Source organism: Listeria weihenstephanensis (genome assembly GCF_003534205.1).
Lineage (GTDB): Bacteria > Bacillota > Bacilli > Lactobacillales > Listeriaceae > Listeria_A > Listeria_A weihenstephanensis.
The window spans coordinates 1,842,249-1,856,703 of the sequence record NZ_CP011102.1; the positions used below are offsets into that span (position 1 = coordinate 1,842,249).

Sequence of the window (14,455 nt, forward strand, 5' to 3'; positions counted from 1 at the left end):
CCGCGCTTATTTACGCCCTGCAGAAAGAAGAAGGAATGGCACGCACGACGGCAAATGGAAATTTCGGACCTGGAACAACGACAAGTCTAACAAGCCTGATCCCCACTTTTACATCGAATACAGCCCTCGTTCTACTTTTGCAATATAGCCTTGCCTGTAATGGCCTGCCAATCAATCAGTTTGGCGGTAAATACGACGCGGAGACGACAAATCTCGTGAAACGCTACCAAGAATTTATGAAAATGAGCGTAGCAACCGGCGCGATTAATATGGGTACGTTCAAAGCGCTACTTTCAAGCTCTGGCGATACAAACCGAAGCGCAACAGCTTGCGACACCTCATTCGTCTTAAATACCGAACAAATTGACACCCTTTGGAATGCTGGTTACCGCTACGTCGGCCGTTATTTAACAGGAAACGTGATCCGCGGCGGCGCTCGTGTGCCAAAAGCAATGAATCCAACTGAAATCGCAGCAATCCTGAAAAAAGGCCTGAAAATTTTCCCGATCTATCAAGATGGCGGCTATGAAATCCCATATTTTGAAGTCTCCTTACAAGGAATTGACGACGGATATAAAGCCATCGATGCCGCGTATAATCTCGGATTCCCAGCAGGAACAACGATCTATTTCGCCGTTGACCTCGACGCTTACGACTACCAGATCACAGATTTAATCATCCCTTATTTCAAAAAAGTAAGAGCCGCATTCAATCAAAATAAAGCCCTGCGAGACTACAAAATTGGCGTATACGGCGCCCGTAACGTCTGCAGTCGCTTGAAAAACGCTGGCATCGTGGATAACGTTTTCGTAGCCGATATGTCCACAGGATTCAGCGGAAACCTCGGCTTCCCAATGCCTGACGACTGGGCATTCGATCAATATTTCGAAATGTCGATTGGTACTGGAAATGGCAAGTTGGATATCGACAAAGTAACGTATTCTGGCGTAGACAAAGCCGTTTCAGCGGTAACGCCACCACCAGCCAGCACGACGCCGAGTTCCGCCGCGATTAACCGCGCACGTATACTTCGACTTCGTGACATTGTATATGGAAATTCGAGTTTAGCCACGTTAATAGATGATAAAGTAAGTTTTGATTTAGAACTAGAAAAAACGAATACCCGCGTCATTTCACCAAATCTCAGCGTTCTATTTACTGCAAGCGCTAAACTAACAAATCCTGGTGATGGTGATACGACTATTACAGTAAAAGACGGAAAAATAAATGCATCGTTTGAAGAAGAACTGGCCAATTGGACCGGAACCCTCTCAACGGAGGATGCAGCCAACACAAAAAAAATAGTTGCCGATTTAGCCGCAAAAATCGTCGTTGGAAATATTATCGTAAAATGGCTACCAGTGGCAAATAAACTAACTATCACACTCACAGCCAATGTACCTGAAATCGAAGTGACTGACAAATATAAAACAAGCGCTTCGATGAAAGTAACATTCATATTTGATAATCAAAATAAAGAATTGACTTCACAAATGCAAACTCTTGGTGTGTATGCTCTTGGTGGAACTATAGTACTTGGAGCAGTTGCATGTATTATTGGAGCAATTGGTATAGAACTGCTTATTGGTTCAGCAGCGTTACTTTTAATTGGCATTAAAAGTGTTTTAGATAAAGTAACACAAAAATAGTATTCAAAACTCTACATCTGCTATATAATGGGTGTAGAGTTTATTTTATATATGGAGGTCGACCACTTGATAATAACAAAAAAAGACTTAGAACCATTTTCCAAGTTAATTTCAAGCATTATGGAACAAGCTAATGATATTACAGTATTAAATGCAACCTTAGAATCCCTGACACTCGAGGAGCTAGAAAGAACCAGAGCCTACTTTTCTGGAACAGGTAAAAGAACTTCATTTCAGCAACTACGAACAATAGTTATTGGCTCTTTTATCGCAGGCATGATGATTTTTCTTCTCAATATGTTTAAAAATCATTTCTTTGTAGCGGTTATTGCAGTTGCATTCTTATTGATTTGCGTTATCGAATTGGTTCGACCAGTACTTACATCTCCTGTTAGACCTAATTTGGCGGTGGCCATTGCTCGAGGGAAATATGACCGAGTTGTTAACCTCATTGATATAATCTTAGCTGAACGTTATGCAGAAGTACGAAAAAAATAGGCTGAAGCTTGGATTTAACTACACAACCTAGGAGGTACATAAATGAAGACACCCAAAGCAGAATTAGACAACTTCACAAAGCTTTTAACGGGTTTAATCGAACAAGCAGATAATATTGAAGCGATTTGTTATGCACTAAACAGGCTCACTTTAGCAGAACTAGAAAAAGTGAAGACCTATTTTTCTGGAAGTGGCACACGCGTTGTAGCTCTCAGACAAAGTGAAATAATTATAGGGACCTTTTTCTCAGGTACGCTGATTTTTCTTTATAATATGTTTCGATCTAACTTCTTCATATCCTTTCTTTTAGAATTCTTCTTCGTAATTTGTCTTTTGAGTATTATCCGTTTATTTATTGCAAGAAAGCCTATTCGCCAACACACACAACTTGCTTATAATAGAGCTAAATTCGACCGGATTGTTTCTATTGCTGATATTATTCTAACCAAACGCTATGAAAAAGAATTGCAAAATACTGTTGATAAATTCGCTCCCACCGACAGCTCGGAAAAGAAATCACAGGAGGCGCATCTTCTTGAAAATATCTAAATCTGAACATGTGAAATTCTCTCAACTGTTTTCCAACATCGAAGCCTATGCAAATGACGAAAAAAACCTAAACCAAACTTTAAATGCACTATCATTAGAAAACTTAGAACATCTGAAAGCCTATCTTTCAGGCACAATATATTTGACTCCCTATCACCATATTAAGTCAATAATCATGTGCTCATTTGTAGGAACACCTATCATCTATTTTTTATTTCTACATCAAGCAAATATTTTCTTCTCTTTTATAGCCTTACTTATTCTTTTATTCATCGAAATTAAGCTATTTCACATTGCATATAAACCGCCAGTTCACACCCACGTGATATTAGCCCACCGTAGACGAAAATATGATCGAATTGTTCAAGTCATCGAAACCATCCTAAAAAAACGCTACTTAAAAGAATTACAAAACGCAATCATCGGTTTCTAATAAAAGCATCGCAAAACGGGATAAAGCCTCCCTTCTGCGATGCTTTTTTGCTGTCTAAAAGTTTTTCAAAATGGGCGATTTGAGACAGGTTGAGGTCTAAAATTCGTTGTATAATAAGCCTATATTAGAAATGAATGGAGGTCATTATTATGGCAATAGCAACTAAAAATATGCCCAAAGAAATTTATCGTTATATTGAGCATGAAATTATGAATTACCCACGCATGTTAGAGCGAATTAACGAACTAAATCAACACCTGACACGTGAAAAGAATCCGCAAACCGCTCCCTACGACACGCTACATCTGGACATTAGAATTGAACGCCTCACAACAGTAGTAAAATGTATTGAAAGTGTTATTCAAACTCTGAATTCGCTCGGTGACCCCTATCAAGAATTTATTAAGCTTCGTTATTGGTATACAAACAGTAATTCAACGATGGAAGGAATTGCGCAAACGATACACGTGAGCAGGCGTACCGCATATAATATGCAAAACCGTATTGTTCATATGATCGCGAGCGAATTGGGCGAGTGGAATTAAGCAAATTCAAAATAAAAATAATTTGTAGAACACAGTAACAATTTACTAAATTGATGAATAAAAATAGCGCATGTATATAATATTAACAAATCCACCCATATTATCTCTGGAAATAATATAGGTCTTATATAGATTAAAGTTGTAATTATCACCATTTAAAAGTATGATATGTATAGTTCTATTTTCTAGATACATATTAATACTGTTAAAAGGGAGTAGTTCAAAAAATTATTGATGGGAGAGAATGAAATGAGTTTTAGAAAGAGAGTTTTACCATTTTTATTGATTATAGGGTTTGTATTTGCAGGGGTATTGGGGGTTTCATCGACGAAAGCATTTGCAATGAATTCGAAAGGATCATCTCAAGTAGCTTTTCACACAGATGCTAACACGTACTCAAAAAATGCAACTACAATTGACGTGATCGGAAGAAATGACCATTCAGAGGCAATATCTATCGAATTATATAAAAAAGGGGATTCTAAGTTTTATAAAAGAATTGATCTTTATAAATCAGGAGCTTATAAAGTATCCTTTTCTTTAAAAGGCTTGAAAGCTGGCCAATATGATGTCTGGGTAAATGGCGGTTGGGCTGATCGTTCTTACAGGGCTGTCTTGCAACATTATCTAACTGTTCAACGTTAACACCAAAAAGACCGCAAATCCATAAATGGGTTTGCGGTTTTTTTACGATATAATTCAGCAAGCTAAATTCCTACTTTTTTATAAATTACTAATCATTTAATTTACTTTGCGCAGCTGCAGCTGCTGCTTTATTATTAATTGGCTGATCCACTTTCGATGTATCCTTACCAGCTTTTGCTCTCTCTTCTTTTAAATCATAATAAGCTTCAAATATCTCCTCAGATATCTTCATGTTAACTTTAGGATCTGTACTTGTTTCTCTATATCCCCATGGAACTACAACCGCGATGGATATTTCTGGTTTTTCAGCAGGTGCATAGCCCACGAAAGTTGTGTTCCAAACTACTGTCATCGCAGCATCTTTATTTGGCCCATCATAATATGCCTGAGCAGTACCAGTTTTTCCAGCGACAGGTACTGGGACGTCATTAAAATACCTTGCACCTGTCCCACTTCCACCATGAGTCACCTCATAGAAACCTTTTTGAACCTCTTTAATCGCTGAACTTGGTGCACCCACCTGATTTAAGATCTTCGGTTCAATTTCTGTTGCTACTTTCCCAACCGTATCTCCGTTTGTACTTGGATCACGAATTTCTTTTAGCATTGTTGGCTCAACTCGAGAACCACCATTTGCAATGGTCGCTCCATACTGTGCTAATTGTAAAGGCGTATACGAATCGTACTGGCCAATGGAAAAATCGAGAATTTTACCCATTGTCTTATCATCACCTTTAAACCCAATTTGTTCTCCTGGGAGATCGATACCCGTCTTAACTCCTAAGCCAAACTGATTATAATAATATCTCATTTTATCGAAAGTTTCTGCCGAAGCACGGAATGGTCCGTCATAAACATATTTTGCACCAGCCATCTTCATTGAAACTTGGTACATATAAGAGTTAGATGAAATTTCAAGAGCGCCAACTGGATCTAGAGTACGCCCGCCTTCACCATTTCTATTAAACCATGAACTTTTTGCTTTTGTTCCTTTAAATTTAATGGGTTGATCAAAGAAAGTTTGATTTTCTGAAATTGCACCATCCATTATCCCTGCAAGAACTGTAGCACCCTTTACGGTCGAGCCCATGTTGTAAGCAGTCGTAAAGTTACCCAACGAATAATCTTCATACTCGCCCTTATCATCTATCTTTTGCCCAGCTAACGCCAAGACTTGCCCAGTATATGGATCCATCGCAACCGCAAATGCACGGTCAAACAAATCAGATCCACCTGAAGCTTTACCAATCTGCATATTCTTCTTCAGTATCTCCTCAATCTTCTTCTGAAATTCAACATCCACAGACAAGACTAAATCCTTACCTTTAGATCCTTCATATTTCTCAACAGTCTCAATAATATTTCCGCTACTATCCAGAACACTATTCGACTTCGATTTCTGACCAGCTAACACAGATTCATACTGTGCTTCTAAATAACTCCGGCCAACGCGGTCATTCCGGCTGTAACCTTGTGCTAAGTAATAATCCACTTTATCACTCGGAATACCTTGTTTCTCCGTCGACACACTTCCTAAAATCGAACGCAATGTTTCGTCATACGTATAAAAACGATTCCAGTCCGTCGTCGTATCAACGCCTGGCAAACTTTCCAAATTCTCGCTTACCTTCGCGATTTCCTCATCCGTCACGCCTTTACTTTTCAGCGCAACTTGAGATAACGCATAACCAGCCGTCATTTTCTTATAAATCGTCGCGATACGTTTGTCATCGTCAGTCAGACCCGCCAAATCATCTTTTGTCACGCCTGCAATTTGTTTCTTGTACACTTTTGCACCGTCCAAAGCTTGGTCGGCTTTGCTTAAACGTGCTAATGATTCTTTCTCATGCGTCAAAATCCAATAATCCTGTAAATCGCGTTCCGTCAATTTCTCCGGCGTGATCGCGACCAATTTATCCAATTTCTTCGCGACGGAAATCATCTCGGTTGCTTGTGTTTTTTGGCTGCGTGTATACGTGATCGATTTAATCGCAGAATTCCCTACTAACAGGTTATAATTTCGGTCATAAATAACGCCACGTGGTACATTCTTAGTTACACTGACATCATCTGTTTCCTCTAATTGGCGTTTATAAGTTTCCCCTTGAACGATCTGAACGACACCTAGGCGCAAAATCAAGGCGGAGAATAGTATAAATATCACGAAAAATAAGATGTTCAAGCGCAACGGAATGACTTGCCTTTTCTTCTTCGGTTTGTCTGTCTTTTTAATAAATCTATTTTTCACTCGTCACAATCCTTCCTTTTTCAGCACTCATCTATACTCTATTGTATCCGAATTTTGGCGAGATTACCACTATAGTTTGATGAGAAAATCATTAAGAAAAGTTAAAGACGTCTTTAGAATTGCCGAATTCTCTTTTTAAGCAAAATAAAGCCGCATGCAGATTATGCACACGGCTCGAATTTTAAATTATTTTGCTGCGTTGTAGTTTTCGCCAGCTTTATTCCAATCTACTACGTTCCAGAAAGTTTTGATATAATCTGGACGAACGTTTTGGAATTTCAAGTAGTAAGCATGTTCCCAAACGTCAAGACCGATAACTGGAGTGTAACCTTCTGTTAAAGGTGAATCTTGGTTTGCTGTAGAAATGATAGACAATTTGCCATCTTTCACTACTAGCCACGCCCAACCTGAACCGAAACGAGCCACGCCCGCATTAGCAAAAGCTGTTTTGAATTCATCGAAGCTACCGAATGTCGAGTTAATCGCATCAGCCAAAGCTCCAGATGGTTCGCCGCCACCTTGAGGGCTAAGAATTTCCCAGAAGAATGTGTGGTTCGCATGTCCGCCACCGTTGTTACGAACAGCAGTACGAATATCTTCAGGAACACTATTTAAATCAGCAACTAAGTCCTCGATAGATTTAGCAGCTAAATCGTCATGTCCTTTCAATGCATCATTTAATTTCGTTACGTAAGTTTGATGATGTTTCGAGTAATGAATCTCCATTGTTTCTTTATCGAAATTCGGCTCCAAAGCATCGTATGTGTAAGCTAATTTAGGTAATTCATATGTCATAATAAAAACTCCTCCTTGATATATCTTTATTTGAAAAAGCCAGCACTTTCAAACAATAACCCCGATCCATGCGAGGGAATTATTTAGAAAGTATAACTTCTTCCTACACTTATAAGACTATCATTAGAGCGGAGGGGATGCAATTTAAATGCCTACTTGAGAGGGTAGGGGTGTCTAATTTCAATCATCATCAGGATAAGCTTCTTCTATTTTCCCCGAATACTCGAGGTCTTTGTACAAAATGAGTATTGCTTCCCTATGTTCAACATCTGCACTTAACGGCTCATCAAAAAGTTTTGAAAAACCTGTCTTAAAGTAAAAATCCCTACTTTCAAATAGAGTTTCTAATATTAAGAATCGCAAACCCGTTGCTCTTGCATAAGTTTCAACTTCTTTCATCATTCTTGTACCTGTACCTTTAAGTTGAATTGTTTTACAGACAGCAAATCTTTCAATTCGGAGTGCCCATATTCTAAATCATTCACTTTAAGTTTATCCTGCCTGAGAGTGAAGTAACCCCTGATAGTCCCTGTCCCATTAACAAGCACTGAAGTAGAATTAACAAAGTCTAAAGAATCGAAATAAGAACTTCTATATAGATAACTGGATAACGAAGAATTATCACAATTAAAACTACAGAAGTTCTCTCTTATATCTTTAGCGTTAAAATCAGTTATCAGCTTTGTTGTTAAGCTCTCTTGCCACATGAACGCCACATACGGCAACGTCTTGAAGATATTTACGTTCCAAAGCACGTTGTTTCCTTTTCTCCGAGTGTGCCATCTTAGCTAAAAACATTTCTGCGTCTTTACCAGTCACTTTTGGAATTTCTTGCGTGTATATTGCCATATAATCACCTTCCTTCTCGACTATTATAGCATAATTTCTATACATTTAACATCCTCAACCATTGCAATCTATCTAATTTCAAGCTATTATAAAGAAAGTAAAGCCCAACTTAGATTTACGTTTCCTACTATATAATAAAACGAAAAATGAGGTGCATCACAACCAAATGAATATTTTCAAACGTTTTGCAAAAAGTATCTACTCTCCGGAAGATATCGCCACGTACCGCGCGGATAAAATATGGAAATCGATCATTTACATAATTCTAATTTCGATTCTTATCTTTTTACCGATCGGTTATCATACCGCAACAGCCGCAAATGACGCGATGAAAGTTGGCGCGGATACGATTAAAAATGACATCCCAGACTTTACTGTGGAGGATGGCAAATTAGTTTCGGATGCGAAAAAGCCAATCACGATTGATCAAGGTAGCGTTTATTTCTACTTTGACTCGACCGATAGCTTGACGACAGATCAAATCGATAACCAGCTCGGTTCGGCCGATAGCGCGATTGCTTTTTTATCTGATAAAATTTATATTAAAGCGCCTGGCGTAGACCAATCGGTTAGTTATGCGACGGCGGGGATTAAATCCAAAGAGGATCTCGTGAACTTCTATCAATCCATGGAAGACATGTCGAAATACTTTATCCCGATTTTACTTGGTATCATTTTACTCGCAATGATGTTCGTGACTTTCTTCAAAGTTGCCTTATACGCCCTATTTGGTTTCATTATGAGCGGATTTGGCCGTATGGGTATCAGTTATTTCAACAACTGGAATATCGCGGCGTATAGTATGACGCTTGCCGCTGTGTTTACGATTATTATGTATTGGTTCCAAATCACGGTTCCATATCTCTCATCAATCAACATGGCCGTCAGCTTTATCATCATTTATCTCGTGATTCGAACAATTCCACCAACGGATTTGAAGCAACCTACAAAATAATTTAAAAATTAGAGACTATATCTTGCGCATTATTTTGCGACTTGATATGGTCTTTCTTTACACTTCTTGGTAGTTTTCAAGCCTTTTTTAGCCTATTCAATTTCTGCTAACAGCCACACAAAGCCGATTTCTCACCAATTTTTAATAATCAATATGGGTGATTTTTTACATGAATAGTGGTATGATTGGTAATGCATTAATAATAACAAATCCCGCAAGTTAGGATTTATAAGGAGCGAATCGCTTTGACAGAAAGAACACATAGATCCAATACCCGTCCCGTGAAGGTTGGAAATCTGACCATTGGCGGTAGTAATGAACTATTTATCCAAAGTATGGCAACGACGAAAACGCATGATGTAGAAGCCACGGTTGCTGAAATTCATCGCCTTGAGGAAGCTGGGTGCCAAATTGTTCGTGTCGCCGTCCCTGATGAGCGCGCAGCAGATGCCCTTGCTGAAATTAAAAGCAGAATTTCGATTCCACTCGTAGCTGATATCCATTTCGATTATCGTTTGGCGTTAAAAGCGATTGAAGCTGGTGTCGACAAAATTCGGATTAACCCAGGTAATATCGGTCGTCGCGATCGTGTTGTTAAAGTGGTTAACGCAGCGAAAGCAAAAGGAATTCCGATTCGTATCGGGGTTAACGCTGGTAGTCTTGAGAAGAAATTTATCGAGAAATATGGCTATCCAACCGCAGAAGGTATGGTAGAAAGTGCGCTCGATCATATCAAAATTTTAGAAGATCTTGATTTCCATGATATCATTGTGTCCCTAAAGGCATCCGATGTAAACTTGGCTATCGAAGCGTATGATTTAGCATCCAAAGCATTTGATTACCCGCTACATTTAGGAATAACAGAATCTGGTACGCAATTCGCCGGTGGTATTAAAAGTGCGGTCGGTCTTGGTGCGATTCTTAGCAAAGGCATTGGAAATACGCTACGTGTCTCCCTTTCCGCCGATCCTGTAGAGGAAATTAAAGTGGCGCGTGAAGTGTTGAAATCATTCGGTCTTTCGTCCAATGCTGCGACGCTTATCTCGTGTCCAACATGTGGCCGTATCGAAATTGATCTAATTAGTATCGCGAATGAAGTAGAAGAATATATTTCTACCATCAAAGCACCGATAAAAGTCGCTGTGCTTGGCTGTGCCGTAAATGGTCCAGGTGAAGCGCGTGAAGCCGATATCGGAATTGCTGGCGCTCGCGGAGAAGGCCTTCTCTTCCGTCATGGTAAAATTGTTCGTAAAGTTCCCGAAGAAACAATGGTTGAGGAATTGAAGAAAGAAATTGATATTTTAGCAGAAGAATATTTCGCAAAGAAAGCCGCGGAAGAAGCAGAAGCTGCAAAATAAATAGGAAAACGTCGATGCTGAAATTTGGGCATCGACGTTTTTTTAATACTTATTTTATCTTCAACATCATCGCATTAATCGCAACGATAATCGTACTTAATGACATCAACACGGCCCCGACTGCTGGTGTCAATATAATGCCTGCAAACGCCAGAACCCCTGCTGCAAGTGGAATTGCAATGATATTATAACCAGCTCCCCACCATAAATTCTCTACCATTTTTCTAGATGTATTTTTAGCGAGCGATAGGAAATGGAGAATGTCCGAAGGGTTACTTTTAACAAGAATAACGTCCGCGGAATCCACGGCCACATCGGTTCCTGCGCCAATTGCAACTCCGACGTTTGCGCGAACAAGGCTTGGCGCGTCATTGATACCGTCTCCAACCATCATCACGACCTCGCCACGATCTTTGTACTCGCGAATAATTTGTTCTTTGTCTTCTGGCAATAATTCCGCGCGTACTTCATCAATACCAAGCGCTTTTGCCACAACCTGAGCGGATTGTTTGTTATCTCCGGTTAGCATGACTGGTGTAATTCCATGTTTCTTCAACTGATCAATCATTGTTTTGGATTCTGCTTTTATTTGATCTCCTTGTGCCACTAATCCAATATTTTCGTTATCTATTAATAAGAAGCTAATCGAATTCCCTCTCGCCGATAATTCATGAAATAACGCTTTATCGTAGAAAATCTGCTGTTTATCAAGGTAGCTCGCACTTACGATCTTGATATTCAGCCCTTCTACGTCTCCTTCAATACCGACTCCGGGTATATTTTGCGTATTTTCCACCCTTGGAATGCTCACATCGAGCTCTTTCGCTTTCTTCATAATCCCCTGCGCTAACGGATGGCTGGCATTTTTCTCAAGAGCTGCCATGTATGCTAAAATTTGGTCTTCAGAATATCCAGTAACAAAAGACCCCACTTTATTCACTGCAAAATTACCTTCTGTTAGCGTTCCTGTTTTATCCATCATAACGACGGTAACTTTTTTCGCGATTTCGAGTGCTTGTCTATTTTTAATGAGTAAACCGTTTTTGGCGCCAAGTGACGTTGATCTTGCGGTTACAAGTGGAATGGCGAGTCCTAGTGCGTGTGGACAAGCGATGATTAGGACGGTTACCATGCGTTCAAGTGGTGTATTTAGTTCTTTCGTAATGATCGCCCACACGATGAACGCGATGATTCCGACAATAAGTGCGACGTAAAACAGCGCTTTTGCTACTTTATCTGATAGCGATTCTACTCTCGATTTTTCTTGTTGCGCGCTTTTAACGAGCGTCATAACTTGTGATAAATAGCCCGATTCGCCGGTCCCCGTTACTTCAACAACGATTGTCCCCGATCCATTTACTGCCCCACCGATGACGGTATCGTTTACTTCTTTGATGACATCTTTTGCTTCTCCGGTCACCATCGATTCGTTCACAGTTGTTGTTCCACTTAGAATTTTCCCGTCTGTTGGTATTTTGGCCCCAGCCGTCACTAAAACACGGTCTCCAATATGAACGTCTTGCAAGTTTACTTCGCCCGTTTCATCATCTTTATCCATGATTGTCGCGGTTCCAGGTAGTAGCTCGGCCATTTTTTGTAGCGCGTTTCCAGCATTGCTAACGGCGTTCATTTCCACCCAGTGACCGAGCAGCATAATGATGATCAAAGTGGCCAGCTCCCAGAAAAAATCCATGACATGCGTATTCGAGTGCAAGAGGTTATTGGCGACAAAAGCGTATAAACTATAAACGTAAGCCACCGTAATCCCTAGCGAAATCAATGTCATCATCGCTGGATTCCGCATTTGCAATTCCATCTTAGCGCCTTTTAAAAACGGCATACCCCCATAGAAAAATAGAATTGTCGCTAGCACAAGGACGAGCCAATCTGATCCTGGGAACGTAAATTGAAACGGTAAGCTCATTCCCATCATTGGTGATAAAAGAATAATTGGGATGGCTAAAATAAGCGAAACAAAGAATTTTTGTTTGAGATTACCCATGTGCATCGAGTGGTCCATCCCCTCATGCTCCGAATGATCCATTTTTTCATGATCTTCCCCGTGTGCGTGATGTGTATGTGTAGTCATTACTATCACTCCTTTTAAATTATCTTCCACTGCCTTACTTCTATTTTATATTATCATACCCCCTATAGGTATATCAAGTATTGTGATTCCGAGGTCCATTTTATCTAGGTACCCCCACTAGGCATATAGAATAATTTACGTATAAATAGCTCATTTGCTTTCAATCGTAATCTTTGTTACCATAGTTAGGGTCAACTATAATACAAACTTGTGAAAAGCTACTTGCTGTTTCGCTTGTTTATTTGTTAGGGGTACATAGATAGCTTGCCTAACAACGAAAGTGAGGAATTATGAAAACAAAAAAGGAAAGTTCAAACAAAATTACAAATGTCTTTTGGATCACGCTAGCGATTACGCTTGTATTTGTGACTCTAGGGATTCTAACGCCAAAAGGGTTAGCCGATGTAACGGCGAATATTAAGGATTTTATTACAACAACATTTGGTTGGTACTACTTGATTTTTGTATCTGTCATCGTTATTTTCTGCTTCTATCTTATTTTTAGTCCAATCGGATCTATCAAGTTAGGGAAAGCTGGAGAAAAGCCGAAATATTCAACTATTTCTTGGTTCGGAATGCTATTCAGCGCAGGAATGGGCGTAGGACTTGTATTCTGGGGGGCAACAGAACCTCTTTCCCATTATGCAATTTCAAGTCCTGAAGCCGCGCCTGGATCCAATCAAGCTTTAATGGATGCCTTTCGTTTCTCCTTTTTCCATTGGGGAATTCATGCTTGGGCCATTTATGCCTTTGTAGGTTTAACGCTTGCTTATTTCCAATTTAGACATGATAAACCTGGCCTAATTAGCGCGACGCTTGATCCGCTTCTTGGAAAATGGATGCGCCCTTCTGTACGTGTCACTATCGACGTTATCGCCGTTTTCGCGACAATTGTAGGTGTGGCAACAACGCTCGGTTTCGGTGCGACGCAAATCAATGGTGGTTTGTCATTTTTATTCGATATTCCTGTTGATTTTAAAGTGCAACTGATCATTATCGCTGTCGTTACCGTTCTCTTTTTGACCTCCGCTATGAGTGGTCTGGGTCGCGGAATGAAGTGGCTTAGTAATACGAACATGGTGCTGGCCGTTTTATTAATGCTTATCGTTATTATTGTTGGTCCGACGCTTCTTACATTAAACATGTTGACCGACGCAACCGGAACTTACGCGCAGAACTTTATCAGTATGAGTTTCCGAACCGATCCTGTGAATGCGGCTGGCCGTGAGTGGATTAATAATTGGACGATCTTCTACTGGGCATGGTTTATCTCTTGGTCTCCATTTGTCGGTATTTTTATCGCACGTGTCTCTAAAGGGCGCCGTATTCGCGAATTTTTAGCTGGTGTCATCTTGCTTCCAACGCTACTTAGTATGGTTTGGTTTGCCATTTTTGGAACAGCTTCGACTTCTGTTCAACGCGCTGGTTTTGACTTAACCAACCTGAAAACGGAGGAAGTTTTGTTCGGTACGTTTAATCACATGCCGCTCGGCTCCCTACTTTCCGTTATCGCGATTTTCCTTGTTGGTGTATTCTTTATCACATCCGCCGATTCAGCGACCTATGTACTTGGCATGCAAACGATGAACGGCGTGATGAATCCTGCCAATCGCGTGAAATTTATTTGGGGAATTATTCAATCACTGATCGCAGGAATTCTCCTTTTCAGTGGCGGTTTAGAAGGACTGCAAAACATGCTTATCATCGTTGCTTTGCCGTTCTCCTTCATTATGTTGCTGATGTTGCTCTCGCTCTCCAAAGCACTGCACAAAGAGCGTCGCGACCTTGGCCTTTATATCAAACCGAAATCCTTGCGCAAAACGAATTCCTAGGGGTATCATT

Annotated in this window: 14 protein-coding genes; 9 read left to right on the forward strand and 5 right to left on the reverse strand. The window is 40.1% G+C overall.

The window, feature by feature from the left end:
- The first annotated feature begins 35 nt into the window (after window positions 1-35).
- From UE46_RS08925 to UE46_RS08950, 6 genes are all read left to right on the forward strand, one after another.
- On the forward strand, window positions 36-1,649 hold the full coding sequence (locus tag UE46_RS08925) for a glycoside hydrolase domain-containing protein (RefSeq protein WP_051493003.1): 1,614 nt from the start codon (window positions 36-38) through the stop codon (window positions 1,647-1,649).
- A gap of 66 nt (window positions 1,650-1,715) precedes the next feature.
- Complete coding sequence (locus UE46_RS08930) at window positions 1,716-2,147, forward strand: hypothetical protein (RefSeq protein ID WP_036061931.1); 432 nt, start codon at window positions 1,716-1,718, stop codon at window positions 2,145-2,147.
- A 42-nt stretch (window positions 2,148-2,189) separates the two neighbouring features.
- Entirely contained in the window at window positions 2,190-2,696 is a 507-nt protein-coding gene (locus tag UE46_RS08935; protein WP_036061929.1) for a hypothetical protein, read from the forward strand.
- Entirely contained in the window at window positions 2,683-3,129 is a 447-nt protein-coding gene (locus UE46_RS08940) for a PEX28-32 family peroxisomal membrane protein (protein ID WP_036061927.1), read from the forward strand. The genes UE46_RS08935 and UE46_RS08940 overlap by 14 nt, the downstream gene beginning before the upstream one ends.
- A 149-nt stretch (window positions 3,130-3,278) precedes the next feature.
- Window positions 3,279-3,674, forward strand: a complete 396-nt coding sequence (locus UE46_RS08945; protein WP_051493002.1) for a hypothetical protein — start codon at window positions 3,279-3,281, stop codon at window positions 3,672-3,674.
- Window positions 3,675-3,908: 234 nt separating this feature from the next.
- Window positions 3,909-4,319 (forward strand): hypothetical protein, encoded by a 411-nt coding sequence (locus UE46_RS08950; RefSeq protein WP_143812877.1) that lies wholly within the window; start codon window positions 3,909-3,911, stop codon window positions 4,317-4,319.
- Window positions 4,320-4,407: 88 nt separating this feature from the next.
- Here UE46_RS08950 and UE46_RS08955 read toward each other — a convergent pair whose 3' ends face one another.
- From UE46_RS08955 to UE46_RS08970, 4 genes are all read right to left on the reverse strand, one after another.
- Window positions 4,408-6,567 carry a peptidoglycan D,D-transpeptidase FtsI family protein gene (locus UE46_RS08955; protein WP_036061923.1) on the reverse strand — a complete coding sequence of 720 codons (2,160 nt, stop codon included), beginning with the start codon at window positions 6,565-6,567 and terminating at the stop codon, window positions 4,408-4,410.
- A gap of 186 nt (window positions 6,568-6,753) precedes the next feature.
- Complete coding sequence (locus UE46_RS08960) at window positions 6,754-7,362, reverse strand: superoxide dismutase (protein WP_036061920.1); 609 nt, start codon at window positions 7,360-7,362, stop codon at window positions 6,754-6,756.
- Between the two features lie 180 nt (window positions 7,363-7,542).
- Window positions 7,543-7,833 carry a GNAT family N-acetyltransferase gene (locus UE46_RS08965; protein ID WP_118907560.1) on the reverse strand — a complete coding sequence of 97 codons (291 nt, stop codon included), beginning with the start codon at window positions 7,831-7,833 and terminating at the stop codon, window positions 7,543-7,545.
- A gap of 198 nt (window positions 7,834-8,031) precedes the next feature.
- Window positions 8,032-8,211 carry a hypothetical protein gene (locus UE46_RS08970; protein ID WP_143812878.1) on the reverse strand — a complete coding sequence of 60 codons (180 nt, stop codon included), beginning with the start codon at window positions 8,209-8,211 and terminating at the stop codon, window positions 8,032-8,034.
- A 166-nt stretch (window positions 8,212-8,377) separates the two neighbouring features.
- On the opposite strand from UE46_RS08970, the gene UE46_RS08975 reads away from it, so the two are divergent.
- Window positions 8,378-9,166, forward strand: coding sequence for a DUF1189 domain-containing protein (locus UE46_RS08975; RefSeq protein WP_036061914.1), 789 nt, complete (start codon window positions 8,378-8,380; stop codon window positions 9,164-9,166).
- 245 nt (window positions 9,167-9,411) lie between these two features.
- Window positions 9,412-10,524 carry a flavodoxin-dependent (E)-4-hydroxy-3-methylbut-2-enyl-diphosphate synthase gene (gene ispG, locus UE46_RS08980; RefSeq protein ID WP_036061912.1) on the forward strand — a complete coding sequence of 371 codons (1,113 nt, stop codon included), beginning with the start codon at window positions 9,412-9,414 and terminating at the stop codon, window positions 10,522-10,524.
- A 49-nt stretch (window positions 10,525-10,573) separates the two neighbouring features.
- Here the strand turns inward: ispG and UE46_RS08985 are convergent, their stop codons facing one another.
- Window positions 10,574-12,613 carry a heavy metal translocating P-type ATPase gene (locus UE46_RS08985; RefSeq protein ID WP_036061910.1) on the reverse strand — a complete coding sequence of 680 codons (2,040 nt, stop codon included), beginning with the start codon at window positions 12,611-12,613 and terminating at the stop codon, window positions 10,574-10,576.
- Between the two features lie 290 nt (window positions 12,614-12,903).
- On the opposite strand from UE46_RS08985, the gene UE46_RS08990 reads away from it, so the two are divergent.
- A complete protein-coding gene (locus UE46_RS08990) occupies window positions 12,904-14,445 on the forward strand; it encodes a glycine betaine uptake BCCT transporter (RefSeq protein WP_036061907.1) in 1,542 nt (513 codons plus the stop codon).
- The last annotated feature ends 10 nt before the right edge of the window (window positions 14,446-14,455 follow it).